The organism is Metabacillus schmidteae, assembly GCF_903166545.1.
In the GTDB taxonomy this organism is placed as follows: Bacteria; Bacillota; Bacilli; order Bacillales; family Bacillaceae; genus Metabacillus; species Metabacillus schmidteae.
On sequence record NZ_CAESCH010000001.1, the window covers coordinates 1,225,169 to 1,249,804 of the forward strand.

Genomic DNA, 24,636 nt, shown 5'->3' on the forward strand with positions numbered 1-24,636 from the left:
ACAACCTGTGTAACGGGTTGTATTTTTTTGAGGAAAATTTAATTTTAGTGATTTGCCAAATCCGTTTCCACTGAGGATAATAAAAAGAAAAGGAGGGGAGATGCGTGTTTGTTGCGATTGATCAAGAAGGAATGATGATAAATGTTGCCGAAAAAAAGTGGTCAAGGCAGAGGTTAATGAAGTTAAGAAGTGAAAGGAGCTTCATCTGTCCAACATGTAAGCAGGAAGTTGATTTGAAAATTGGCTCTATAATAGCGGCGCATTTTGCTCATAAAAAATATGGAGAATGTTCTACAGTAAAAGGAAATTATGAAAGTGAATATCATATGAAGGGAAAACATGACTTGTACCATTGGTTTCATCGTCAGCATGGAATAGAATCAGTACAACTTGAACCCTACATACAAGAAACAAGACAGCGTCCTGATTTATACATTGAATATAACCAAAGGAAAATCGCTATCGAATATCAATGTTCAACAATAGATATGAGATCATTTAAAAAGAGGTCACAGTTATATAAGCAAGAAGGAATCTCTTATTTATGGATCCTAGGTGCCAAGACTTTAACTAGAGTTGGAAAACAATCCTATCAATTATCACCTTTTCAATGGAATTTTGTGATAAAAAAGAAAAATGCTGCTCCTTACCTTTATGCTTACTGTCCTAATTTAAGGTCAATAATTGTTTTATATCATATTCTACCATTCTCCTCACGAACAGTTATATCTGAACATAAACATTACCCTCTACCTGCAACATCCTTTCAAGATGTCATGAAGCTGCAAACTCATAATAAAGGCAATTTGCGAAAGGAATGGCTTCAAAAAATAAAAAAATTTCGTCTCAAGCCCCCAGGATTTCAATCTAAACAAAGTTCTCGATTTCATCAATATCTCTATCAAATGGTGCATCTCCCACCTTCATATTTACCTTCCTATGCATTTCTTCCTTTAGTCTATAATTATATTTTTGAATCCCCTGTCTATGTTTGGCAAGGATTGATTCTCTTATTTATTCAGTCTATCCCTTTGTATGGTTCATTTCGCGTACATGATGTTTATTATGCTATTTCAATGAGAATGAATGATGGTTTCATTACAGTTCGCTCTCTAACAGAGCCGGTTTCATTTATTACTGCAATTGATGCATATCTTAAAAAGCTGGCTGTTCTAAAAGTAGTTGTTTTTGATGAGAAAGAACTTTTAAAAAAAGTAAAAGAAATACGGTGGATAACCCAAATGGACGAATTGCTACTAGAAGACACAAAAATAATAAGTACAATATAAATTCAATGATGAATAGCAATTTATTTTTTGAACAAATTAAAAGGGAGATATTAACATAAAGGGGTGGACATATGTTTAATATGAAGAGAAAAAGTAATCCTGTTTTAATGGTTGCTTCGATGCTAGGTGTTGGGGCAGCAACTTACTATTTGACAAAAGAAGCGATACGGGGTGAAGATAGAGATAGTAAGGAATCATATCCAACTGAAAATCCCTTCGATTATATAAGGAATGATTTTTAATTGGCTCATGCGGAGAATGATCTTCGGGAGGGTTGGATATGAACAAAAGCAAACTGTTATCTCTTCTAACAGCTTTTACACTTATGGGTACAATGAATCCAAGCTCCGCATTGGCTGTTAATGTTAAAGGGGGAAATGATATGGCAGAGCAAGCAGCGGTAAAAAAATTACCATCTAGAAGTGACATCAAAGTAGAAGATACTTGGAGATTAGAGGATATTTTTTCTTCAGATGATGCATGGGAGAAGGAATATAATGAAGTTCAAAAAGCACTTCCTAAATTAGCAGAGTTTAAAGGGAAACTAGGGGATAGTGCTGCATCTCTTTATGAAGCACTTTCTTATCAAGATGAAGTAATGGAGCGCTTAGGGAAGCTGTATACATATGCACATATGAGGTATGATCAGGATACAACAAACTCTAAGTACCAGGCGCTAAATGATCGTGCTAGAAACTTATACACTCAAGCTTCAAGCATTAGCTCATATATTGTCCCGGAAATTTTGTCAGTTGATGAAGCGAAAATCAAACAATTCTTAGGTGAAAAAGAAGAACTTAAATTATATGAACATGCTTTAGATGAGATTAATCGCCAACGTCCACATGTTTTATCAGCGGAAAAGGAAGAGTTATTAGCAGAAGCTTCAGAGGTTTTGGACTCTTCAAGCAATACATTTGGAATGTTGAACAATGCTGATTTAACCTTCCCGACTATTAAAGATGAAAATGGGGAAGAAGTTGAAATCACACATGGCCGATATATCCGCTTTTTAGAAAGTGAAGACCGCCGAGTACGTGAAGAGGCATTTAAAGCAGTGTATGGGAAATATGATGAATTCAAAAATACCTTTGCTAGTACATTAAGCGGAACAGTTAAAAAAGATAACTTTAGTGCAAAGGTAAGAAACTACGATTCAGCTAGACAAGCAGCACTAAGCAGTGACAATATTCCTGAAGAAGTATACGAAAATTTAGTGAATACCATTCATGACCATCTGGGTCTGCTTCAACGTTATGTGAAGCTTCGTAAGGAAGTATTGAAGCTTGATGAAGTTCATATGTATGATTTGTACACACCGCTTATTAAAGAAGTGAAAATGGATGTAACGTATGATGAAGCTAAAGACTATATCTTAAAAGGTCTTGAGCCACTAGGTGAAGATTATATCTCCATTCTAAAAGAAGGCTTTGAAAATCGTTGGGTTGATGTTCATGAGAATAAAGGAAAACGCAGTGGTGCCTATTCTTCAGGGACATACGGTACAAACCCTTATATTTTAATGAACTGGCAGGATAATGTGAACAACTTATTTACTCTTGCGCATGAATTTGGGCATTCTGTACACAGCTATTACACACGTAAATCACAGCCTTATCCGTATGGAAACTACTCCATTTTCGTAGCAGAGGTAGCGTCAACGTGTAATGAAGCACTGTTAAATCATTATCTATTAAATACAATTGATGATGAAAAGAAACGTTTATACTTGCTAAATCATTTCCTTGAAGGGTTTAGGGGAACTGTTTTCCGTCAAACAATGTTTGCTGAATTTGAACATCTTATTCACCAAAAAGCACAGGATGGAGAGCCGCTAACACCTGAATTATTAACGAAAACATATTATGACTTAAACAAAAAATACTTTGGTGAAGATATTGTGGTTGATGAAGAAATTGGTTTAGAATGGGCGCGAATTCCTCATTTCTATTACAATTACTATGTTTATCAATACGCAACAGGCTATAGTGCTGCAACAGCATTAAGCAATCAAATTCTTGAGGAAGGGCAGCCTGCTGTAGATCGATACTTGGAATTTTTAAAAGCAGGAAGCTCAGATTATTCCATAGAAGTACTCAAGAAAGCAGGTGTTGATATGACCTCATCAGCACCAATTGAAGAAGCGTGCAAGGTGTTCGAGGAAAAACTAAATGAAATGGAAGAGCTATTAGCAAAGGTTAATAGTTAAATAAAAAGGAATGTGCTGTAGACAAAGTAAAAATCGCTAGCCCTTCAGACTGATTGCTAACGCTTGCTTTCGAGGCACGAAGCCTTGTGAGGAGCGGAGTTACCGGGGGTGGTAATGAGCACCGCAGCAAGGTGAGTAACGAAGAAAGCGAGCGTTTGTCAACAGTCTGAGGAATGTGCTGATGCACATTCCTTTTTAAAGTCCTTTAAACGTTTTCCGATGGTTAATTAAGTAAAGTGTTATAAAAATAGCAATAAATAAAAGTGGTGATGTAATATAAATCGGAAATACTTCCATAAGTGCTAATAAATTTATAAAGAATAAAATGATTGTTATAATGGTAAGAAGTAGAATCCATCTAAGCTTCAAAAGCAATCCCCCCTTATATTTAATCCTTAGTATTCTATATGTTATCTGCTACCTAATTATCCATGAAAGATGAGACAGGTTAAGTTGTCTAGAGCAGCAAGCGCTCTATATTTGAATGTGAAAGTTTTGTGAAAAGGAGCTATCTTACTTGTCAAATGTCGACATATTTTGATATATTATAGATGTGAAATTAATCACAAACAAACATTTACCCCTTTGTTTGACCGTGAAAATTTCTCCCATCCCCTTTGTTGTCGTTAAGACATATAAAAAAGACCTTATACGTTGTATAGGGTCTTTTTATTTTGTTTTTATGTTCATACTGATTACCTGTTAAAAGTAAGTATACAAAAAAGGGAATGACAGCAGTCACCCCTTATTACGTTCCAATATATCTCCAAAATGTTCCGTGTTTTGCTTGCACCTTTTCAACGGTTTGAGAAAGGACGAGTTTCTTAAGTTCTTTTTCTACTTCGCTTATTGTCATATTGTAAACAGTGGCAATTTCAGCCGATGCAACAAATCGAAAGTGCTGTAAAAAAATTTCTAATGGAGGTGTGTGTGATGGTTTTATCACGTCACCAACCATTTCTTCTAAAAGCTGTACATACATATCATAAGGATAAATGCCGGTAATTTTTAATCCTTCTTGCTCAACCTCTTCACTAAAAAAGGCGAGTGTTGGTATTTCTTGAACATCCATTTCTGATGTGATTTTTAGATCACATTGTAAAGCCTTTGCGGCACTCTCAGAGTGAAGGTCCTTACGAAATTCATTTGCATCTAGCCCTACATTACGAGCAATTTCTACTAAGATCTCTTCATCAGATACGTTTTGGCTTTCAATAAATAGTAATTCCTGCAGTTTTCGTAAGTAGCGAAGGCCAGCTTTTTTTCCTTGCAGTTCTGCGGATTTTATCGCAAGTGATGCTCGATATGGAGTGGACAACGGATTTTCCAGCCATACTTTGCCATCACATGACATGCCTGTACGACATGCTGTTTTTTCCCAAGCCTGGGCGAGCTTTTCAGGGCTTTTTCTTTTCGTAATATTCAATGTCGCTAGACGCCCGCTAATGATATATTTTATGGTAAAAAGACGTCCATATTCAATTTGCAGCTTTTTTATGATCGGCTCTAGTGCCCAACATTCAGGGCATAGAGGATCGACAAACATATAGATTTCTATCGGCTTATCAGGATGCCCATGACAATGGGAGAAGAAGAGGGATATGTTCTGTTTCTCATGCTGATCCTTCATTGCTTGTGCCTTCTTTCTGATTGCTGCTTTCTTCTTCTGTTTCAGATGTGTTGATCATATGGTGAGCTGTCAGTTGTAATCGGTGGAGGAGAAAATCCTTTATTTCTCCTTCTAAGCCAGTTTCTTTCATAGCAGCTTCCATACAGCTTATCCACGCTCTTGCTCTTGAAGGTGTAATTTCAAAAGGCAGATGTCTTGCTCTTAACATTGGATGTCCATGTTCTTCTGTATAAGCCTGTGGCCCGCCTAAGTACTGTGTCAGAAATTGTTTTTGTTTACGGGCTGTTTCCGTAAGGTCATCGGGAAATATAGGAGCCAATAATGGATGTTTCTTTACATGTGAATAAAAGGTATCAACAAGCTGCGAAAGAGTCTCTTCTCCAATCGCTTCATAAGGTGTTAAATGTTGATTCGTCATGTTGATTTCTCCTTTTCGATATGCTAAATACTAGGGTCTTTTCTAAAGGCTGTTTTCGCACAAATTGTTGTTTTTGATACAGTAAAGGTAAAAAATTAGTCCGTTTCATTGCGCTGCAGACACTCGCTTTCCGCGGGGAGGAAGCTGAGCCTCGGCTTCGCCTGCGGGGTCTCAGGCTTTCCTCACTTCCCGCAGGAGTCGAGTGTCTTCCGCTCCATTTCACTATAGAGTTAAAATATTGTTTTAAAAGACTAATCTTTGCGAAAACAGCCTTTCTAAAATGATTTTCATCTTAGGTAGTTTTTCGTTTTTAATGTAAGTTCATTTTAACAAGCGTTCTTATATATCTCAAACAAACCGCTCTCAAATGTTATATTTACCAATATTTTATGTGTAAAAGAAGAGAGTATGTACAATTATCTTGCTCCATAAAGTCAGGAAAAAGGTGAAAAAAAAAAGACCATCATAACGAATGGTCTGTGTAAAAGAATACCCTACACCATATAAGTTGAAGTAATCTTTCTTACATAGTTTTGCGTTTCTTTAAAAGGTGGAATACCGCCGTATTTATCTACGTTACCAGGTCCGGCGTTGTATGCGGCCAAAGCGAGGGATACATCACCATTGTATCTTGATAACATTTGTTTTAAATACTTTGTTCCTCCTTCAACATTTTGGGTTGCATCAAGAGGATTATCGACACCTAACGATCTGGCAGTTGCCGGCATCAATTGCATTAAGCCCATTGCTCCTGCATGGCTTTTAGCCGTTGGGTTAAAGCCGGATTCCTGCTTAATCACAGCACGAATTAACTTTTCATCGACTCCATACTTTTCAGCTGCCTTATTAATGATTTCATTAATTGTGTTTCCTTGATTAGGAGAGTTTTCTTTGCTGGCTGAAGTCACCTGATTTAAAACAGGAGAATTCATATCCAGTTTTGGTAAAGTTGAAAGTGCAGGAAGCACATTCGAATTTACTGTCCCACTATTACCGGGAGTCATTGAGAGAAAAGATTTTAGTAACTCTTGAAAATTCGTTTCAAAATTGGAATCACCCGTCTGATTTGGAGACTGATTAAAGTTTTGAAGTGCTTGCAATTCAAGCATTGTTTTGTAATATTTCATTTTAATATCCAAGAATCTTACCTCATCTCACTATATTTTTGCTCATAAAAACGACGGATTTTATTTTTTGTCTCGCGGAATGGAATATTTAATTCTTTCAAAAGGTTAAGGAAAACCTTTTTTCCTTCCTGCTCATCTGTTACTTCATATTCAAGCTCAAAGTCTTCTATATTTAAATATCGGCTGTGATCGATCACAAGTAAACCATTTTGATAATTTATTTCGGCGCGTAATGTTGATAAAGTACCGAAATAGCTCATATCTTTTTTATTGATTCCCAGGCTGGTTAATCTTTCGGTAACCTGTCCATTCTCGAGATTCCCTGTTTTTATCATCTTTTGGGCTGATTCTTCTGTAATCATTTGATGAGTTTCAAGTATGCCAACTTCGGCAGGTTCCTTTAATGTCATCACAAATTGATTCTGTTTCTTTCTAATTCGAAGAGCAGCTCCAAGCTCTTTTAATGAAAATTGCGGTGTATCAAAATAATGATTTTCCTGCAGAAAGAATTGTTCATCTTTCAATTGGAAGATTTCTTTTATGTTCATAAACTCATCACTAGTTAATAAGTTTTTAAATTCAATTTCTATTTCTTGTGACATTCAGTTTGCCCTCACTAATCAATAGTTTAAAGCGGAGGCCGTAAGTAAACGGAGCGCTTCCGCTTTTAATATTATCTCGAAATTATATAGTCTGCAATGTTATCATGTAACTTTTTAATATGGTAAAATAATCTTGGATTGTAATGGAAGGAGACTCATTATGAATACTAGAATTGAATTAGTTAAAACAAAAATTGAAAATAATACGTTAATATTGGAGCCGGAAGAAGTATCATCAGGGTTAGAGCAAAGTGTTTTAAAGGCTCAAGGACAGATGCTTGTTGATTCAGATCATTTGGCATTTATTTATATACTAGAATCAGATGATGAGTTTGTCTATGCAAGCCTTCCTCATCAAATTTGGCCACAACTAAAGGAAGCGTTGGACAAAGATTATCAAGTTGAGATGAAAATGAGTAATTATCAAGTTGAACTAGAAAATTTATTAGAAGAATTACGTTATCTATTAGAGAATATTAAAGATAATGCAAATTATGGAGATGAAATGGAGAGTAAGGTAGTAGAACTTTTTTCTCTTGTCTAACATGTATTGACAACAGGAGGTTTTGTTAGGGGGATACATAGATGGAAGGTCAACAATGGAAAGCATTTTTGGCTCCTTATAACCAGGCAGTTGAGGAACTAAAGGTTAAGTTAAGAGGAATTCGATCACAATATGAGCTGGAGCATTCCAATTCTCCGATCGAGTTTGTCACAGGTCGCGTGAAGCCTATTGCTAGTATTTTAGATAAAGCAAAGCGGAAAAATATATCAATGGAAGATTTGGAAGAAGGTCTGCAGGATATTGCGGGTATAAGGATGATGTGTCAGTTTGTCGATGATATTAGGTTTGTCGTGAATATGTTAAAAAACCGAAATGATCTGGAAATCATTGAAGAGCGAGATTATATCACAAATCAAAAAGATAGTGGTTACAGATCCTATCATCTTGTTGCAAAATATCCGGTGCAGACCATTGCGGGAGAAAAGAAGCTTTTAGTCGAAATTCAGATTCGAACGTTATCAATGAATTTTTGGGCAACAATTGAACATTCATTAAATTATAAATATAGCGGGAACATTCCTGATAACATCAAAGTCCGCTTAAAACGAGCTGCAGAAGCAGCGTATTCGCTTGATGAAGAAATGTCCCAAATAAGAGGGGAAATCCAGGAAGCACAAGCTATTTTCTCAAGAAAGACCGATAATTAATATGTACACTAGCCTTATTATGAAAATAAAACAATAAAGGGGTAGTATCTATGAAATTTGCTATTTCATCAAAGGGTGATCCAATTTCAAATTCAATCATGCAAAAAATGAAGACCTATTTAATTGATTTTCAGCTTGAATATGATGAAGATTATCCGGATATCGTGATTTCAGTTGGAGGGGATGGAACGCTTTTATATGCATTCCATCGTTACAAAGATAGATTAGATAAAACGGCCTTTATTGGGGTACATACAGGTCACTTAGGGTTTTATGCGGATTGGGTACCTGAGGAAATTGAAAAGCTTGTTATTGCCATTGCGAAGACACCTTATCAGGTTGTAGAATATCCAATCTTAGAGGTCATTATCCGTCATAATGATGGTGGACGAGAGGCAAAGTATTTAGCCCTCAATGAATGTACGGTGAAAAGCATTGAAGGAACACTTGTTATGAATGTTGAGATTAAAGGACAAATGTTTGAAACCTTTAGAGGTGACGGGTTGTGTATGTCTACACCTTCAGGAAGTACTGCTTATAATAAAGCACTAGGTGGAGCTATTTTACATCCTTCTATACGGGCAATTCAATTGGCAGAAATGGCGTCAATTAATAACAGGGTCTTTCGAACAATTGGATCTCCATTAATTTTGCCTGAGCATCATACATGTATGTTAAAGCCAGTGAATGATGTTGATTTTCAAATTACGATTGATCATCTAACATTGCTGCATAAAGATGTAAAGTCGATTCAATGTAGAGTGGCACATGAAAATGTTCGTTTTGCAAGATTCAAGCCATTCCCATTCTGGAATCGTGTGCGAGATTCATTTGTAGGAAATACCGAAAAATAATGAACAGAGCATTTCAGTTGGAATGGACAATTCGTAAGGAAGAAGCAGATATGCTCATCTTTGACTTTGTGAAAGCAAAGAAGATCTCTAAGCGGGCTTTAACAGATATTAAATTTAACGGTGGAGACATCTTAGTCAATTCTGAACATGTGACTGTTAGACATAAGGTAAAAGAGGGAGATGTCCTAACCATCATTTTTCCCGAGGAAGAAAGAGGTTTAGGTTTACAAGCTGACGAAGTACCCTTTGATATTGTTTATGAGGATCAACATTGTTTAGTTATCAATAAACCGCCGTATGTTCCTTCTATTCCATCCCGGGAGCATACAAACGGAACAATTGCGAATGGATTGATTCACTATTATGAAGAACATCATATACCTTCTACCATTCATATTGTGAACCGTTTGGATAAAGATACATCAGGACTTATGCTTGTAGCGAAGCATCGTTTTGCACATTCTTTATTTTCTACACAACAAAAAACGAAGGAAATCCATCGCACATACAAAGCAATCGTTCATGGTGTACTTATTCAGGAAAGAGGAACAATATCAAGCCCGATTGGAAGAAAAAAAGATAGTATCATTGAAAGAGAAGTCTGTGAGAATGGACAAGCTGCGGTTACACATTATGAGGTCATTCAACGATTTGAAGATAAAACACTTGTAAAGCTTGTTCTTGAAACTGGAAGAACTCATCAAATTCGTGTACATATGTCATCAATTGGACATCCTTTATGCGGAGATCAATTATACGGTGGAAATGAAGAAGAGATAAAGAGGCAGGCCCTTCATAGCTCAGAGCTGTCATTTTGGCATCCAATGCTAGAAAAGCAATGTAAGTTTGAGTCCGAAATGCCTGAGGATATGAGTAAATTACTTAGCCCTACTACATGAAAACAGTAGGGCTTTTTATATTGAACCATTACTTTTCTCTAAATCTTGTTTCATCATATGGCAGGCTTGATGGAACAGAAATAAGCTCCTCCTCCGGGTAACGAAAGGCTGTGAGTTTATTTCCAAAAACAGCTCCGGTATCAATGTTAATTGTGCGATTCACTCGCCTGGCTTCTTTTATCGGGGTATGACCATATACAATCATTGGTTTTCCTTGATAATGCTGAGCCCAATCGCGGCGTTCAGGCGTTCCATCCGGATTTTTCTTTCCTGTAATATCTCCATATAAAACAAAGGTTTTGACTGCATTAGTGTTCTTGCCTATATAATCCTCGCGAATGCCTGCGTGAGCAACAACTAATTTGCCGTTATCGAGAATTTGGTAAAGATGAGAAGATTCATATAACCACATAAATTTAGCCTTAACATCGGCTTGGTCCTTTGGGGCTAACTGTTCATATTCAGCCACAGTAGTTTCAAGTCCATGAGTGATTTGTACTTTATTTCCTAAAAAGAAGCGATAAAGTTTATTGCAGTGATTCCCAGGAGAATAGTGGGCATGATTTTCCTTTAGAAGCTGATAAACCACATGAATGACCTGAATAGAATTGGGCCCGCGATCTGTTAAATCTCCAACAAAAGACAGCTTTCTTCCATCTGGATGCAAAGGTATGCCTGATTCCCATTCATAGCCCAACTTTTTCGTTAACTCCTCGAATTCAGCATAACATCCATGTATATCACCTATTACATCAATTTTCATATGTAAACACCTCTTGTCAGTTCTTTTAATATAATAAAAAGGGCACTCTAGTGATAGAGTACCCTTAGATTAGATTAAGTATAATTGCTAACCGTTGCTTGCAGTCCGGGTACCACTTTTCTTAATCAAACATATATTTTCTTGTTCTTGAGCGAACATTTAAAACAATACCGATTGCTACCATATAGGTTGCGAGTGAACTACCGCCATAGCTAACAAATGGTAATGGTAATCCGGTGATAGGAAGAAGACCGATTGTCATGCCGATGTTTTGGAATACTTGGAAAGTAATCATTCCGATAACACCTGTACATAGATAGCTGCCATATGGATCATTACTTTCTAAAGAGATATGGATCATTCGGTAGATAAGTAAAAAGAATAGCGATACAACGATACTACCACCAATGAAACCAAATTGCTCAGCTATAATAGCAAAAATAAAATCAGTATGAGCCTCTGGTAAATACACTTCTAAATTATTATATCCTTTTCCACCTAATTCTCCTGACCCAATTGCGAGTAGTGATTTAACAAGCTGGAAACCCTGTTCTCCGGAATATTCATAAGGATTTAACCAACCATAAAATCGATCCAATTGATAGGATTGACCACCAAGAATATATTTTAAAAGGATATCAGGATATTTAAAAAATAGGATAAGGAATGTAGCTACACCCACTACAAACGTAATAACTGCTGGTAAAATAATACGCCATTTAATGCCTGAAATCAGAAGTAATGAAGCAATAATCACACAGAATACCATTGTCATTCCCATATCCGGTTGTCTAATTAACAATAGAATAGGGGGACCGGCAACTGCCGCTATTTTTCCTATAAGAAGAAAATCATCCTTTGTTGTATTTTGTGGATAACTCTCTCGATGGTCAGCAACGACTTTACTTAAGACGATAATAATAATAATTTTCATTAATTCTGAAGGCTGGAAATTCCCAAGCGGTCCTAATTTATACCAGGCTGTTGCCCCTTTAATGGTTTGAACAATTCCTTCCGGTAATACTTCCAAACCTAGTAACAGTAATAAACCGAAACCATATAAATACCATGAAAGCTGTCTAAAGCGATCATAATCGATGAGCATTGTCACAGCAATAGCAACAGCTCCAATGATGTACCACTGAATTTGTTTTATCGAAAAATTAATACTTTGCAGTGTGGCAGGTAATGTTGTTTCCGCACTATCAATAGCAACTGTACTGACAATCGCTAATAAAAATAATATAAAAATTAACGTATAATCTATTTGCTGTTGAGGGGATTTATCATTTGTCATATTCGATCCCTTTCTAAAATCTTTTAACTTGAAAAACGGTCTATCTTCATTGTATCATTTACAATCTTAAAGGATTGTGAACGATTTGCAAAGAATCCTTTTATAAAAGGAAAATAAAGTTATTTTTGTACTTTGTGGATCTGATAATTTGATCAAGTAAAGGATGTTGAGCATTTCTGAAATGTTTCAATTGTGTAAATAGTTGTCAACTTATTGATTCATTAAATACATATAGAATATTATAGTTATTATGAGCAGAAGCACAATATGTAGAAATACTTAAGTTTTTGTCGAATGCATGGAACATTTTTTCATATATATAATTTAACCTAAAGAGAGGAGGAATAACTTATGTCAGAAGTGAAAGAACAAGTAGAGCTTGAATATGAAGCACTTCTAACAAGTTTAACAGATAAAAATATGGATGAGTTTCGATCAGTTTTTTTAGAGCAGCATCCATATGATCAAGCAAGTTTGTTTATTAAACTTGATTTTGATCAACGAAATACAGTATATCAATATCTTTCACCGGAAGAAATGGCTGCAGTGTTTGAGAACATTGAAGATGAAGATGGGCAATATGAAGCGTATTTGTCTGAAATGGATCCCACATTTGCTGCACAAATGCTTGCACATATGTATGCGGATGATGCTGTTGATGTTTTGAATGAACTAGATAAAGACCAGGTGGCAAGCTATTTAACCATTATGGATAATGAGGCAGCTGAAGAAATTCGTGAACTGCTTCACTATGAAGAATATACAGCAGGGAGTATCATGACGACGGAGTATATCTCCATTCATGCACATCAAACCGTTCACTCTGCCATGCAAATATTAAAGCAGGAAGCACCAAATGCTGAAACGATTTATTATGTGTTTGTCATTGATGAGGATGAAAAGCTGGCCGGAGTTATTTCGTTAAGAGATCTTATTATAAGTGAACCTGATACAATGATTTCAGAGATTATGAGCGAACGGGTCTATTCAGTAAGTGTTGCTGAGGATCAAGAAGAAGTTGCTAGAAAAATGAAGGACTATAACTTTTTAGCTCTTCCAGTTGTAGATTTTCAGGGTCATTTATTAGGTATCATTACAGTTGATGATATTGTTGATGTAATTGATGAAGAGGCAAGTGATGACTATTCTAAATTAGCTGCCGTTTCCGATGTTGATTCAACCGATCGAAGTCCGTTTTCAGCAGCGAAAAAGAGGCTGCCATGGCTCATTATCCTTTTATTCTTAGGTATGTTCACAGCGAGTTTAATAGGACGCTTTGAAGAAACCTTAGAAAAAGTAGCCATTTTAGCTGTATTTATTCCATTAATTGCCGGAATGGCCGGTAATACGGGGACACAAGCATTAGCGGTTGCGGTAAGAAAAATATCGTTAGGTGACTCAGAAGATCAAAGCCTAATGAAGATGCTCTTAAAAGAAGCTGGTACTGGACTCATTACAGGAGCAATATGTGGTATTGTTGTAGCTCTTACTGTCTTTATATGGAAGGGAACTCTTTTCCTTGGGATTTTAGTAGGTTTGTCTATTCTGGCAACACTGACTGTCGCAACTATTTCCGGAGCATTTATTCCTTTAATTATGCACAAATTAAAAGTAGATCCTGCTGTTGCATCAGGACCGTTTATTACAACGATTAATGATATTATTAGTATTTTAATTTATTTTGGAATGGCTACATTGTTTATGCAATATTTGATTAAATAACGAGCAAGCATATTATTACAATAAAAAATTAAATTTGTATATTATAGGAACTAGATTATTTTAAACAGTTTGTATTATGGAGAAAAAATGTTCAGGTTGAATGGAGCAAACTAAACATCCTCTTGCTGCATTCAACCATTACTATATTTCACTGAAGTACAAAAAACAAAAAAGAAGGAGGGATAGGATGCATGGAGCGTCTGTAACTTCATTAGTTATTGTCATACTCGCAGCATTTTTAACCCCAATTTTACTCCACCGTTTAAAGATGAATTTTATGCCTGTCGTGGTAGCTGAGATTATTGTCGGTTTATTCATTGGAAAAAGCGGTTTTGATATTGTTCATCAGGATATGTGGTTAGAAACATTATCAATGCTTGGATTCATTTTCCTCATGTTCCTAAGTGGACTTGAAATCGACTTTACAGCATTTGCAGGAGGGAAAAAGAAAGAAAAGCTTCCTTCAGGAAAAAATGCCCCTAACACGTTCTTAGTTTCAATGATTATTTTTACGGGGATATTTGCCTTATCACTACTTCTTTCGTACATATTCGTATGGATTGGTTTAATGGACAATGCTTTCCTCATGACATTGATAATCTCAACGATTTCATTAGGTGTTGTTGTGCCAACCTTAAAAGATGCTGGGATTATGAAATCCAACATCGGTCAGATTATTTTGTTGGTCGCTGTTATCGCTGATTTAGTAACGATGATTTTGCTTGCTGTTTTTGCCTCTATATATGGTGGAGGAGAAAGCAATACATGGCTATTATTAATTCTATTCGGTGCCGGTGTAGCTCTCTATTTCTTAGGAAAAACATTCATGAATCGCTCCTTTATTGAAACAATGTCCAAGGGGACAATTCAAATTGGGACACGTGCTGTATTCACATTAATCATTTTATTAGTGGCGATATCTGAGACGATTGGTGCAGAAAATATTCTTGGTGCCTTTTTAGCGGGGGTATTAGTTTCCCTTCTATCGCCAAATAAAGAAATGGTACAAAAGCTTGATTCCTTTGGTTATGGTTTTCTTATCCCAATTTTCTTCGTAATGGTTGGAGTTGATTTAGATATTTGGGAATTATTCAAAGATCCAAAAATCTTTATTCTCATTCCTTTACTTTTTATCGCCCTGTTAATTTCGAAGATTGTACCTGTTCTCTATTTGAAGAAATGGTATGATATGAAAACTACTTTAGCTTCAGGGTTTTTGCTGACATCAACATTATCTTTAGTTATTGCAGCAGCAACAATTGGGGAGAGAATGGAGATTATCACATCCCAAATGTCTGGAGCCTTGATCTTAGTTGCTGTCATTACGAGTATTGTGACACCAATATTCTTTAAAAAGCTCTTCCCTAAAACGGAAGGTGGGCCAACAAAAATTAAAGTGGCGTTTATTGGTGCAAATCAAATGACACTGCCTGTTACAAGAGAATTGAATCCTGATCTTTATGAAACAACGGTTTACCATATTCAACAAGATAAAATTGATCAAAAAATCGCTGAATCATTATTTGAAATAAAAGAAATTAACGAATTTAACGTTGATGCATTAAAAGAGCATAATGCGTTTGATGTGGATATGGTCGTTGTAGCGACTGGTGATGAACAAAAAAATGCTGCGATTGCCACGTTTGCAAAAGAAGAACAAGTTGATCGAGTTATTGCTAGTGTTGGTTCACCTGACTTAGCAAGTAAGTTAAAAGATGAAGGAATTGACATATTCTCAACACTTCTTTCAACAAATACAGTGCTGCGAGCACTAATCGAAGCACCAAGTGTCATGAGAATCCTAACAAACCAAGAAACAACTCTTCATCAAATTAATTTAAATAACCCAAAATACGATGATATCTTACTACGCAATTTCCCGTTTACAGGTGATATCATCTTCGTAAGAATCTTTAGAGGAAAAGACTCAATCGTTCCACACGGTGACACAGACCTCAAACTAGGCGACCGCCTCATCGTGACAGGATCAAGAGAATATGTGAACGAGCTAAAACAGGAGTTAGAGTTGTTCTAGAATATGTAGGTTATTAGGTTATTGGAAAATAGATATTTAAAAATAAACGATTGTTTATGGGGATACATTTTCGTGAAGATTTATTCTTTTGAATACTATTTTAAAGTCGATAGTGGAATGGAGCGGAAGACACTCGACTCCTGCGGGAAGTGAGGAAAGGCTGAGACCCCACAGGCGAAGCCGAGGAGGGCTCAGCTTCCTCCCCGCGGAAAGCGAGTGTCTGCAGCGCAATGAAACGATCTGATCTTACTTCTAACTTAATAATAAATATCTAAGTATGCGAAAACATCTATTAGAAATAAAATAATTTCTTGAAAGTTTTCACACATTTGGTATGATAATACTAAATAACAAATGAATATTGGCAAATAACCGCTAGGGGAGCCCTATACAATGGGCTGAGATTAAAGTGATTCTTTAAGACCCTTATAACCTGATCTGGTTCATACCAGCGTAGGGAAGTGGATTACAGCATAATACATATATGTATGTAAAACCACTTTTCTATCGAAAAGTGGTTTTTTTATTTGCTATAAAGAACAAGGTGATTGTAATGGAATTTCATGTCATAACAGACGGAAAGCAAACCATCGCTGAACTGATAAAGCGATTGTCTATTATTCACAATGAAGTAGACTATATCCATATACGTGAAAAAACAAAATCAGCTTCAGACATAATGTTGCTTGTATCTGAATTAGTGGCAAAAGGTGTACAAAAGGAAAAGCTCGTCATAAATGATCGAATGGATGTTGCTATATTACAAAACATACCTAATCTCCATTTACCAAGCCATAGTTTTTCGATTCAGGAAGTAAAAAAATACAGGCCCGCATTTAGAATCGGACGATCTATTCATTCATTAGAAGAAGCGATTCAATGTGAAAAAGAGGGCGCAGATTATCTATTATATGGACATATTTTCGAGACAACGTGTAAGGTTGACCTTTTACCAAGAGGTGTTGAGCAGTTAAAGATAATCTGTGAAAACGTCAAGGTCCCGGTTATAGCAATAGGGGGAATTACTCCAGTGACAATTGATCAGCTAAAAGGAACAAATGTTTATGGAGTAGCGGTTATGTCTTATATCATGCAGAACAAAGACCCAAAGCAGGCGTTAATAAAATTAAAAGAAAAGAGTAATAGAGGAGAGATACAATGAGCAAACACTATGATGTAGGAATTGTTGGTGGCGGAATCATTGGTCAATCGATTGCCTACCAATTAGCAAAAGAAGGTGTCTCTGTCCTTGTATTGGAACGTGATAAAGGAGGATCTGGCGCGACAAGTGCGGCAGCGGGAATGCTTGGGGCTAATTCTGAACTCGAACAGAATGATGCGTTTTTCCAATTTGCAAAGGAAAGTCAACGACAATACCATCATTTACAAGACGAACTTTTAGATTTATCACAGATTCATATTCAACTAGTTGATAAAGGCATGTATAAAGTTGCTAAAACGTTAGAAGAAGTAATGTCATTAAAACAAGCCGTTCATCACCATGAGTCACTTGAATGGCACACAAAAGAAACAGTTTTAATAAATGAACCTTATGTATCAAATGAAATTGAAGGAGCACTACATATTCCAGAGGATGGGCATGTTTCACCAATCCATGTTTGTAAGGCATTTACAAAATCAGCTAGTTTACTAGGTGCAACATTTATCGAGAATGCTCCTGTTCATTCCATCCAAAAAACATCAGTAAATGATTATGTTCTTTGCACACCACAAGGAGATTTTACTTGTAATAAAGTGGTCGTAGCGAATGGTGTTTGGAGCGGCTATTTCTTTAAACAGTTGGGATTACCAAATGGTATGAAACCAGTAAAAGGTGAATGCTTGGCAGTGAAAAGTAATACACTGCATTTGGAAAAGACGATTTTTTATGATCATTGCTATATTGTTCCTAAAGGTGATGGAAGGTTTGTTATTGGTGCAACAATGGTGGAGGATGATTGGAGTACAACACCTTCTTTAGGTGGGATTCAAGCTTTAATTGAGAAGATCACCCCGTTAATGCCAAGTATATCTTCAGCACAGCTAGTAAGTACCTGGGCTGGATTAAGACCACAGTCAGAAGATGGAAAACCATATATTGGCCTGCATCCTGAAGATGATAACATCCTGTTCGCAACAGGACATTACCGAAATGGGATTCTGCTTGCCCCTCAAACAGGGACAATGATTAGAGACTTTATTTTAAAGAGAAAGATAGATGAAAATTATGTCAGGGCTTTCTCCATAACAAGAAATTTAACACAATCTGTGAGGTGATATGATGAGTATAAAACTAAATGGAGAATTCGTTAATTTAAAGGAAGATGTTAAGACAGTTCAGCAGTTATTAGCTTTTTACGAGTTAGAAAATCGTTTAGTCATCGTGGAACATAATCGCGAAATTATCTTAAAAGATCAATATGATTCAACAACCATTCAGCATGGTGATGAAATTGAATTAGTTCATTTTGTAGGAGGAGGATGATTGTTATGTTAAAAATTGCAGATAAAGTATTTCAATCAAGATTATTATTAGGGACAGGAAAATATCCATCATTCGATATCCAAAAGGAGGCAGTCGCTCAGTCAGAAGCAGAGATTTTAACATTTGCCGTTCGTCGAATGAATATTTTTGAAGAATCACAGCCTAATTTTCTGGAGCAGTTAGATGTATCAAAATATACACTATTACCAAATACGGCAGGAGCAAAAACAGCTGAGGAAGCTGTGAGAATTGCGAAGCTTGCAAAAGCATCAGGACTATGTGACATGATTAAAGTAGAAGTGATCGGTTGTGACCGTTCATTACTTCCCGATCCTGTTGAGACATTAAAGGCTAGTGAAATGCTGCTTGAGGAAGGATTTATTGTTTTACCTTATACGTCAGATGATGTTGTGCTGGCAAGAAGATTAGAAGAATTAGGTGTTCATGCTATTATGCCTGGTGCTTCACCAATAGGTTCTGGTCAGGGATTATTAAATCCTCTTAATCTATCATTTATTATTGAGCAATCAAAGGTTCCTGTTATCATTGATGCCGGAATTGGCTCTCCTGCAGATGCTGCATTGGCAATGGAACTCGGTGCAGATGGAGTCCTTTTAAATACAGCTGTTTCTGCTGCAAAAGATCCTGTGAAAATGGCTGTTGCAATGAAGCTGGCTATTGAAGCTGGCAGATTAGGGTATGAAGCTGGTAGAATAGCTAAAAAAGACTATGCTATCGCAAGTAGTCCAACAGAAGGAATGATTACGACTTAATGGAACGCTATTCTAGACAAATATTATTCTCTCCGATCGGAGAAAAAGGTCAGGAGCAAATACGAAAGAAACATATTTTAGTTGTTGGTGCAGGTGCATTAGGTACTGCAAACGCGGAGATGATAGCTCGGGCCGGGATTGGCAAACTAACAATTGTTGATCGTGATTATGTAGAATGGAGCAATTTGCAGCGTCAACAGCTTTATATAGAGGATGATGCACAGAAACGCATTCCTAAAGCTGTTGCGGCAAAGCTTCATCTTAAAAAAATAAATTCAGAAGTGGAAGTACATTCATTTGTTGAGGATGTAACATCTGCCAATATTGAAGAATTTGCTGAGCATGTGGATTTAATCATAGATGCCACTGATAATTTTGAAACAAGATTATTGATTAATGACGTTGCATTAAAACATGAAATTCCATGGATTTATGGTGGTGTTGTTGGAAGTTATGGTTTATCTTTTACGATTATTCCACATGAAACACCTTGTTTGCACTGTTTATTAAAACATATTCCATTTGATGGGATGACATGTGATACTGTCGGAGTTATTTCTCCAATTGTCAGCATGGTTGCTTCCCACCAAACAACAGAAGCGTTAAAGCTTCTTGTGGGAGATGAAGAAAATAGACGTGGAAAGCTTGTATCCTTTGATTTATGGAAAAACCAATATTCGTCAATCAACATGGATCGTTTAAAAAATAATGCGTGCCCGACATGCGGAACAAATCCGGTATATCCTTACCTTACAGCTGAAATGGAAACAAAGGCTGCGGTTCTTTGTGGAAGAGATACTGTGCAAATTAGACCAAGTGAAACAAAGCAATTTTCATTTGAACAAGTTGGTCAACGTGTGAAGCCTCTTGCAGATGCATTTTTAGAAAATCCATTCTTAATGTCATTTACATTTGGTGAGCATAGAATCGTCTTGTTTAAAGATGGCCGCGCCTTAATTCATGGTACAAAGGATATAGCTGAAGCGAAGAAGATTTACCACCGCTATGTTGGATAGTAGGGAGAGGTAGAAACATGACAGTGTCTCGAGCGCTTACAATTGCCGGATCTGATTCTGGAGGAGGAGCAGGAATTCAGGCAGATCTAAAAACCTTTCAGGAGCTTGGTGTATTTGGTATGTCAGCGATTACGGCTGTGACAGCCCAAAATACATTAGGAGTTCAAGGTGTATATCCGCTCAGCTTAGATGCGTTAAAAGCCCAGATTGATTCTGTTGCTATTGATTTGGAGCCGGGCGCTTTAAAAACAGGAATGCTTTTTAATGCAGATATGATTCAGTTAGTTTCAGAGCGCATTCAGTATTATGGTTGGAAGAATGTTGTGGTCGATCCGGTTATGATCGCAAAAGGTGGACAGTCACTTTTGGAAAAGGAAGCGGTTAGTGCTCTGTTGACAGCTTTAGTACCTTTGGCAAAAGTGATTACACCGAATATCCCTGAAGCAGAAGTTCTAACAGGAATGAGCATTCAAACACTTGAGCATAAAAAAGAAGCTGCTAAAAAGCTTTTCGATCTTGGCGCTAAATTTGTCATGATCAAGGGTGGCCATGATTTTACAGGAGAAGTCGTGATTGATCTTTTATATGATGGAACCAGCTTTGAATCATTTGAAGGTATACGAAGAGAGACACGGCATACTCATGGGACCGGATGTACATTTGCAGCAGCGATTACAGCGGAATTAAGCAAAGGAAAAACGGTGCCCCAAGCAGTAGAAACTGCCAAGAAATTTATACAGGCAGCAATCGATGACCAACTGGGAATTGGTGGAGGTCATGGTCCGACAAACCATTGGGCATATCGAAAAAACAATCTTATATTTAGTTCAAAATAAAAATAGGACTGACTCCTAAATTAGGCGAGGCAATCTAAGTATAGTTGCCAGTGTATGTGAGGGGTCAGTTTTTTTATACGCTAAGAATGATTAACTGTATTAAAGGAATAAAGTATAAGAAAAGACATCGACTTCCGCCATTCTTGGCGGTAAGTCGTGTTTTTCTAATAGGAGTGACATAATCGTGAATGTGTCTAAATCATTAAAACTATATTTTGTCATGGGATCGGCAAATTGTCGTATGTTTGATCCGGAAAAGACACTGGCTGAAGCAATTAAAGGAGGAATTACATTATTTCAATTTAGGGAAAAAGGAAATAAGGCTTTAAAAGGAAATGACTGTTTGTATTTAGGACAAAAATTAAGACACCTATGTGAGAAGAATAAGATTCCGTTTATTGTCAATGATGATATTGAGATGGCCCTTGAACTTCATGCAGACGGGGTACATATTGGCCAAGACGATGGTGATCCATATTTAACAAGGAAACAAATTGGCCAGAATATGTGGCTGGGAATATCTACACATTCTGTAGAAGAAGCACAACAGGCAGTTAAAGACGGAGCAGACTATATTGGTGTAGGGCCGATGTTTCCCACCAACACTAAAAAGGATGCACATCAAGTGGTGGGCCCAGATTTAATTAAAAAAATTAGAAGTTCAGGCTTGGATCATATTCCAATTGTCGGGATAGGGGGAATTACCCTTGATCGTGCAAAACTTGTTTATCAGGCAGGAGCAAATGGTGTTGCTGTTATAAGTGCAATTAGTGGAGCTGATTCACCGAAACATGCTGCAGCAGCTTTTTATTCCTTAAAATGAAGCAATAGCACTTTTTCTAAATCAGTGTTATAATTATAACCAGGTACTAATAACATGTATTAATATAAGGAGGATCTACATGAACTTATCATTAAAAGGACGTAATATTGTCGTAATGGGAGTAGCCAATAAACGCAGTATTGCTTGGGGAATTGCGCGTTCTTTACATAATGCCGGAGCACGATTGATTTTTACATACGCTGGTGAGCGTCTTGAGAAATCTGTTCGTGATTTAGCTGAAACATTAGAAGGTAATGATTCACTTGTACTACCTTGTGATATCACAAGTGATGAAGAAATTAAAACTTGTTTTGGAGCAATTAAGGAACAAGTTGGTGTCATTCACGGAATTGCACATTGTATCGCATTTGCGAATAAAGAAGAGCTTCAAGGTGAATATTTAAACACAACTCGTGACGGATTCCTGCTTTCACAAAACATTAGCTCTTATTCTTTAACAGCTGTTGCTAAGGAAGCGAGAGGTCTTTTATCAGACGGCGGCAGCATTGTGACGTTAACATATCTTGGTGGAGAAAGAGTATTGCCTAACTACAACGTAATGGGTGTAGCAAAGGCTTCTTTAGAAGCTAGTGTAAGATACTTAGCAAGTGACCTTGGAAAAGATGGTATTCGTGTGAACTCGATTTCCGCTGGTCCAATTCGTACTCTTTCTGCGAAAGGTATTAGTGACTTTAACTCAATCTTAAAAGATATTGAAGAACGTTCTCCTCTTCGCCGTACAACAACTCCGGAAGAAGTTGGAGATACTGCATTATTCCTATTCAGTGATTTATCACGTGGAATGACTGGAGAAAATCTCCATGTTGACTCAGGATACCATATTTTAGCTTAAAATAAATGTAAGAAAAAGCGACTTAGTATGTAGTTAAGTCGCTTTTTCTGTTTGGAGTATGGAAAAATTGTCTTCAGTAATGTTGTTCCCGGACAACAGCTTTTTAGCTGGTTGGCGTTTTAATATGGTTCCATTTTGGACGAGAACAATTTCATCTGCGACATCAACAATGACCGATTTTCTTTTTCTATTTGGATTGGCTACTTCTATACATTCTCTTGCATACTCATTTATAGCAGGGAAGGTGGATCCCGGTTTTGCAATAAAAAAGCCCTGTCCGAACTCAATCCCTAAACTCATCACTCTTTTTAACTCAGCCTCTGTTTCAATTCCTTCAGCAATAATCTTACTGTTCATTTTCTTGGCAAACGTAACAAAAGCTTCTAATATATTTGATTTTACTTCATTAAAGTCAATCCCGCGAATTAAAGAGCGATCCACTTTAATGTAATCCGGCATTAATTCTGAAATGGATTGCAAGGAAGAATATCCGGCACCTGCATCATCTACAGCAATTTGAAAGCCTTGCTCCCGATAATGATTGAGCGCATTTCTAAATGCCTCAAAGTCATTGATTGCATTTCTTTCCGTTATTTCAAATACAACATTTTGCGGCTCAATTTCATATTGTTTTAGCAATGAAATTGTATGACCGGGATTGAATTGTCTGTCATAAATGACGCAAGCATTTAAATTAATGAAAAGTTTTTGGTTATGTAGATTGCCCTTACTTGCTTCAAATGTTTTTTCTCTTGCTATTTTTTCAAGTGAATATAACAGACCTTCCTTTTCTGCATAGGGGAATAAAGAATCGGGGCGATAAAATGGACTGTTAATGGGTCCGCGAGATAATGCTTCAAATCCAAAGATTGTGTTGCTATGATAATGGACAATTGGTTGGAAGTGGATGCTTAGAAGCTTATCGTGAAGAATTCGTTCCAATTCTATTTTTAATTCTGTCTCTTTGCCCGGAAAATAATGACGTGCATTGTTCATAAAAAATTCTCCTTTTTGTAAACATCAAAGGTGTTTAGAAAATATCTTTTTCTGCCTAATTCGACAATACCATTTGATTGTTAAGGGAAAGTTAATCCAATGTTAAATTTAGTTTTTATTAGAGAAATAGATTTTTCAGCTCTCAAAGAAAATAGGCACATTACCTAGTATTCCCGCATAACATGTGTGTGTAGACTTATGCTTTAGGAGGGAAAGAAAATGGCTAATAAGCAAAGTTACAAAATGAAACCCCTTATGTATATTGTTCAACCTGATTCAGATGGTGTTCATGTAAATATGCAATCGTATGTTGTGAAAAAAGCAAAAAGAAAAGTAGCGGAAAGCCCAAAGCAGGCAGAAAATATTGTGGAAACAGAAATTGAAGAAGTAGTAGATGCTAAATCCCAACCAGCTGTCAGGTCAGCTGTTGATGTAAGTACAGTTGTTGAGATTCAGGAAGAAGAGCAGGTGGAGCTAAAGGTAGAGGAAGAACCTACAGTTAAGCAATATCGAAAACAAAGAAAACCAATTACACAAATGAATATTCAAGAAAAAATTGAGTTTTTTAAACATTTGCCAAAGAATATGCCTAGAACACTATGTCAAATAAAAACAGTTGAAGAAACGTATCGCGGTGTCATTATGACAGAAGAAAATGAGATTGTAACAATCCGTTCGTTAACACATTCCAAGCCGTTAGACATACCGTTAAACCAAATTAAAGAAATTAATTTGTTAGGTTTTTAATGTACTTAAATAAAAAAAGTTAGGCACTTGGGTGTCTAACTTTTTTCGTT

26 protein-coding genes and 1 riboswitch are annotated in these 24,636 nt (G+C 36.6%); of the genes, 18 read left to right on the plus strand and 8 right to left on the minus strand.

The genetic code is table 11. The features are described 5' to 3' along the window. Positions 1–104: 104 nt before the first annotated feature. The 3 genes from HWV59_RS05945 to pepF all read left to right on the plus strand — a co-directional run bounded on the left by HWV59_RS05945 (position 105) and on the right by pepF (position 3,498). Positions 105–1,289 (plus strand): competence protein CoiA family protein, encoded by a 1,185-nt coding sequence (locus HWV59_RS05945; protein WP_175638302.1) that lies wholly within the window; start codon positions 105–107, stop codon positions 1,287–1,289. A gap of 71 nt (positions 1,290–1,360) precedes the next feature. Continuing rightward, the gene (locus HWV59_RS05950) at positions 1,361–1,531 is read left to right on the plus strand and encodes a hypothetical protein (RefSeq protein WP_175638303.1); all 171 of its coding nucleotides are present in this window, start codon (positions 1,361–1,363) and stop codon (positions 1,529–1,531) included. A gap of 140 nt (positions 1,532–1,671) precedes the next feature. After that, positions 1,672–3,498 (plus strand): oligoendopeptidase F, encoded by a 1,827-nt coding sequence (pepF, locus tag HWV59_RS05955; RefSeq protein ID WP_102228819.1) that lies wholly within the window; start codon positions 1,672–1,674, stop codon positions 3,496–3,498. Positions 3,499–3,693: 195 nt separating this feature from the next. On the opposite strand, the gene HWV59_RS05960 is transcribed toward pepF, so the two are convergent. From HWV59_RS05960 to HWV59_RS05980, 5 genes are all read right to left on the minus strand, one after another. Continuing rightward, positions 3,694–3,867 (minus strand): hypothetical protein, encoded by a 174-nt coding sequence (locus HWV59_RS05960; protein WP_175637769.1) that lies wholly within the window; start codon positions 3,865–3,867, stop codon positions 3,694–3,696. A gap of 379 nt (positions 3,868–4,246) precedes the next feature. Next, positions 4,247–5,128: a ClpXP adapter SpxH family protein gene (locus HWV59_RS05965; RefSeq protein ID WP_102228434.1), complete on the minus strand. Its 882-nt coding sequence runs from the start codon at positions 5,126–5,128 to the stop codon at positions 4,247–4,249. After that, positions 5,112–5,546: a globin domain-containing protein gene (locus HWV59_RS05970; RefSeq protein WP_175638304.1), complete on the minus strand. Its 435-nt coding sequence runs from the start codon at positions 5,544–5,546 to the stop codon at positions 5,112–5,114. The genes HWV59_RS05965 and HWV59_RS05970 overlap by 17 nt, the downstream gene beginning before the upstream one ends. Positions 5,547–6,040: 494 nt before the next feature. Then, positions 6,041–6,679 carry a lytic transglycosylase domain-containing protein gene (locus tag HWV59_RS05975; RefSeq protein WP_407941616.1) on the minus strand — a complete coding sequence of 213 codons (639 nt, stop codon included), beginning with the start codon at positions 6,677–6,679 and terminating at the stop codon, positions 6,041–6,043. Positions 6,680–6,690: 11 nt separating this feature from the next. Continuing rightward, positions 6,691–7,275 (minus strand): CYTH domain-containing protein, encoded by a 585-nt coding sequence (locus HWV59_RS05980; protein ID WP_102228436.1) that lies wholly within the window; start codon positions 7,273–7,275, stop codon positions 6,691–6,693. 160 nt (positions 7,276–7,435) lie between these two features. Between HWV59_RS05980 and HWV59_RS05985 the strand changes: the two genes are divergently transcribed. Genes HWV59_RS05985 through HWV59_RS06000 form a run of 4 tightly spaced genes read left to right on the plus strand, consistent with a single transcriptional unit; the run spans position 7,436 to position 10,240 of the window. After that, positions 7,436–7,819: a UPF0738 family protein gene (locus tag HWV59_RS05985; protein WP_175638305.1), complete on the plus strand. Its 384-nt coding sequence runs from the start codon at positions 7,436–7,438 to the stop codon at positions 7,817–7,819. A 41-nt stretch (positions 7,820–7,860) separates the two neighbouring features. After that, positions 7,861–8,487: a GTP pyrophosphokinase gene (locus HWV59_RS05990; RefSeq protein WP_102228438.1), complete on the plus strand. Its 627-nt coding sequence runs from the start codon at positions 7,861–7,863 to the stop codon at positions 8,485–8,487. Between the two features lie 50 nt (positions 8,488–8,537). Next, a complete protein-coding gene (locus HWV59_RS05995) occupies positions 8,538–9,341 on the plus strand; it encodes an NAD kinase (protein WP_102228439.1) in 804 nt (267 codons plus the stop codon). Continuing rightward, complete coding sequence (locus HWV59_RS06000) at positions 9,341–10,240, plus strand: RluA family pseudouridine synthase (protein ID WP_175638306.1); 900 nt, start codon at positions 9,341–9,343, stop codon at positions 10,238–10,240. The genes HWV59_RS05995 and HWV59_RS06000 overlap by 1 nt, the downstream gene beginning before the upstream one ends. A gap of 28 nt (positions 10,241–10,268) precedes the next feature. Here the strand turns inward: HWV59_RS06000 and prpE are convergent, their stop codons facing one another. Continuing rightward, positions 10,269–11,003, minus strand: coding sequence for a bis(5'-nucleosyl)-tetraphosphatase PrpE (gene prpE, locus HWV59_RS06005; protein ID WP_102228441.1), 735 nt, complete (start codon positions 11,001–11,003; stop codon positions 10,269–10,271). A 121-nt stretch (positions 11,004–11,124) separates the two neighbouring features. Then, on the minus strand, positions 11,125–12,300 hold the full coding sequence (locus HWV59_RS06010) for an FtsW/RodA/SpoVE family cell cycle protein (protein ID WP_102228442.1): 1,176 nt from the start codon (positions 12,298–12,300) through the stop codon (positions 11,125–11,127). Positions 12,301–12,651: 351 nt separating this feature from the next. Between HWV59_RS06010 and mgtE the strand changes: the two genes are divergently transcribed. From mgtE to fabI, 10 genes are all read left to right on the plus strand, one after another. Beyond that, positions 12,652–14,022, plus strand: a complete 1,371-nt coding sequence (gene mgtE / locus HWV59_RS06015; RefSeq protein WP_175638307.1) for a magnesium transporter — start codon at positions 12,652–12,654, stop codon at positions 14,020–14,022. Positions 14,023–14,209: 187 nt separating this feature from the next. Further along, positions 14,210–16,057, plus strand: a complete 1,848-nt coding sequence (locus tag HWV59_RS06020) for a monovalent cation:proton antiporter family protein (RefSeq protein WP_102228444.1) — start codon at positions 14,210–14,212, stop codon at positions 16,055–16,057. Between the two features lie 367 nt (positions 16,058–16,424). Next, positions 16,425–16,534, plus strand: a riboswitch (TPP riboswitch). 76 nt (positions 16,535–16,610) lie between these two features. Continuing rightward, positions 16,611–17,219: a thiamine phosphate synthase gene (locus HWV59_RS06025; protein ID WP_175638308.1), complete on the plus strand. Its 609-nt coding sequence runs from the start codon at positions 16,611–16,613 to the stop codon at positions 17,217–17,219. Then, a complete protein-coding gene (gene thiO / locus HWV59_RS06030; protein WP_175638309.1) occupies positions 17,216–18,334 on the plus strand; it encodes a glycine oxidase ThiO in 1,119 nt (372 codons plus the stop codon). Before HWV59_RS06025 ends, thiO begins: the two co-directional genes overlap by 4 nt. 4 nt (positions 18,335–18,338) lie before the next feature. Then, positions 18,339–18,542 carry a sulfur carrier protein ThiS gene (gene thiS, locus HWV59_RS06035; protein ID WP_175638310.1) on the plus strand — a complete coding sequence of 68 codons (204 nt, stop codon included), beginning with the start codon at positions 18,339–18,341 and terminating at the stop codon, positions 18,540–18,542. Positions 18,543–18,547: 5 nt separating this feature from the next. Then, positions 18,548–19,315, plus strand: a complete 768-nt coding sequence (locus tag HWV59_RS06040) for a thiazole synthase (protein WP_102228821.1) — start codon at positions 18,548–18,550, stop codon at positions 19,313–19,315. Further along, positions 19,315–20,331 carry a thiazole biosynthesis adenylyltransferase ThiF gene (locus tag HWV59_RS06045; protein WP_102228448.1) on the plus strand — a complete coding sequence of 339 codons (1,017 nt, stop codon included), beginning with the start codon at positions 19,315–19,317 and terminating at the stop codon, positions 20,329–20,331. Before HWV59_RS06040 ends, HWV59_RS06045 begins: the two co-directional genes overlap by 1 nt. A gap of 17 nt (positions 20,332–20,348) precedes the next feature. Then, positions 20,349–21,167, plus strand: a complete 819-nt coding sequence (gene thiD, locus HWV59_RS06050; protein WP_102228449.1) for a bifunctional hydroxymethylpyrimidine kinase/phosphomethylpyrimidine kinase — start codon at positions 20,349–20,351, stop codon at positions 21,165–21,167. 181 nt (positions 21,168–21,348) lie between these two features. Further along, positions 21,349–21,990, plus strand: coding sequence for a thiamine phosphate synthase (gene thiE, locus HWV59_RS06055; RefSeq protein ID WP_175639988.1), 642 nt, complete (start codon positions 21,349–21,351; stop codon positions 21,988–21,990). A gap of 79 nt (positions 21,991–22,069) precedes the next feature. Then, complete coding sequence (fabI, locus tag HWV59_RS06060; protein WP_102228451.1) at positions 22,070–22,843, plus strand: enoyl-ACP reductase FabI; 774 nt, start codon at positions 22,070–22,072, stop codon at positions 22,841–22,843. A 33-nt stretch (positions 22,844–22,876) separates the two neighbouring features. On the opposite strand, the gene HWV59_RS06065 is transcribed toward fabI, so the two are convergent. Continuing rightward, positions 22,877–23,839 (minus strand): EAL domain-containing protein, encoded by a 963-nt coding sequence (locus HWV59_RS06065; RefSeq protein ID WP_175638311.1) that lies wholly within the window; start codon positions 23,837–23,839, stop codon positions 22,877–22,879. A gap of 219 nt (positions 23,840–24,058) precedes the next feature. Between HWV59_RS06065 and HWV59_RS06070 the strand changes: the two genes are divergently transcribed. Next, on the plus strand, positions 24,059–24,586 hold the full coding sequence (locus HWV59_RS06070) for a CotO family spore coat protein (RefSeq protein ID WP_175638312.1): 528 nt from the start codon (positions 24,059–24,061) through the stop codon (positions 24,584–24,586). Positions 24,587–24,636 lie beyond the last annotated feature (50 nt).

Coding starts and splice junctions, on each gene's coding strand:
- HWV59_RS05950 (WP_175638303.1), top strand. CDS start 1,361: ATGTTTAATATGAAGAGAAAAAGTAATCCTGTTTTAATGGTTGCTTCG.
- pepF (WP_102228819.1), top strand. CDS start 1,672: ATGGCAGAGCAAGCAGCGGTAAAAAAATTACCATCTAGAAGTGACATC.
- HWV59_RS05965 (WP_102228434.1), bottom strand. CDS start 5,128: ATGAAGGATCAGCATGAGAAACAGAACATATCCCTCTTCTTCTCCCAT.
- HWV59_RS05970 (WP_175638304.1), bottom strand. CDS start 5,546: ATGACGAATCAACATTTAACACCTTATGAAGCGATTGGAGAAGAGACT.
- HWV59_RS05980 (WP_102228436.1), bottom strand. CDS start 7,275: ATGTCACAAGAAATAGAAATTGAATTTAAAAACTTATTAACTAGTGAT.
- HWV59_RS05985 (WP_175638305.1), top strand. CDS start 7,436: ATGAATACTAGAATTGAATTAGTTAAAACAAAAATTGAAAATAATACG.
- HWV59_RS05990 (WP_102228438.1), top strand. CDS start 7,861: ATGGAAGGTCAACAATGGAAAGCATTTTTGGCTCCTTATAACCAGGCA.
- HWV59_RS05995 (WP_102228439.1), top strand. CDS start 8,538: ATGAAATTTGCTATTTCATCAAAGGGTGATCCAATTTCAAATTCAATC.
- HWV59_RS06000 (WP_175638306.1), top strand. CDS start 9,341: ATGAACAGAGCATTTCAGTTGGAATGGACAATTCGTAAGGAAGAAGCA.
- prpE (WP_102228441.1), bottom strand. CDS start 11,003: ATGAAAATTGATGTAATAGGTGATATACATGGATGTTATGCTGAATTC.
- HWV59_RS06010 (WP_102228442.1), bottom strand. CDS start 12,300: ATGACAAATGATAAATCCCCTCAACAGCAAATAGATTATACGTTAATT.
- mgtE (WP_175638307.1), top strand. CDS start 12,652: ATGTCAGAAGTGAAAGAACAAGTAGAGCTTGAATATGAAGCACTTCTA.
- HWV59_RS06020 (WP_102228444.1), top strand. CDS start 14,210: ATGCATGGAGCGTCTGTAACTTCATTAGTTATTGTCATACTCGCAGCA.
- HWV59_RS06025 (WP_175638308.1), top strand. CDS start 16,611: ATGGAATTTCATGTCATAACAGACGGAAAGCAAACCATCGCTGAACTG.
- thiO (WP_175638309.1), top strand. CDS start 17,216: ATGAGCAAACACTATGATGTAGGAATTGTTGGTGGCGGAATCATTGGT.
- thiS (WP_175638310.1), top strand. CDS start 18,339: ATGAGTATAAAACTAAATGGAGAATTCGTTAATTTAAAGGAAGATGTT.
- HWV59_RS06040 (WP_102228821.1), top strand. CDS start 18,548: ATGTTAAAAATTGCAGATAAAGTATTTCAATCAAGATTATTATTAGGG.
- HWV59_RS06045 (WP_102228448.1), top strand. CDS start 19,315: ATGGAACGCTATTCTAGACAAATATTATTCTCTCCGATCGGAGAAAAA.
- thiD (WP_102228449.1), top strand. CDS start 20,349: ATGACAGTGTCTCGAGCGCTTACAATTGCCGGATCTGATTCTGGAGGA.
- fabI (WP_102228451.1), top strand. CDS start 22,070: ATGAACTTATCATTAAAAGGACGTAATATTGTCGTAATGGGAGTAGCC.
- HWV59_RS06065 (WP_175638311.1), bottom strand. CDS start 23,839: ATGAACAATGCACGTCATTATTTTCCGGGCAAAGAGACAGAATTAAAA.
- HWV59_RS06070 (WP_175638312.1), top strand. CDS start 24,059: ATGGCTAATAAGCAAAGTTACAAAATGAAACCCCTTATGTATATTGTT.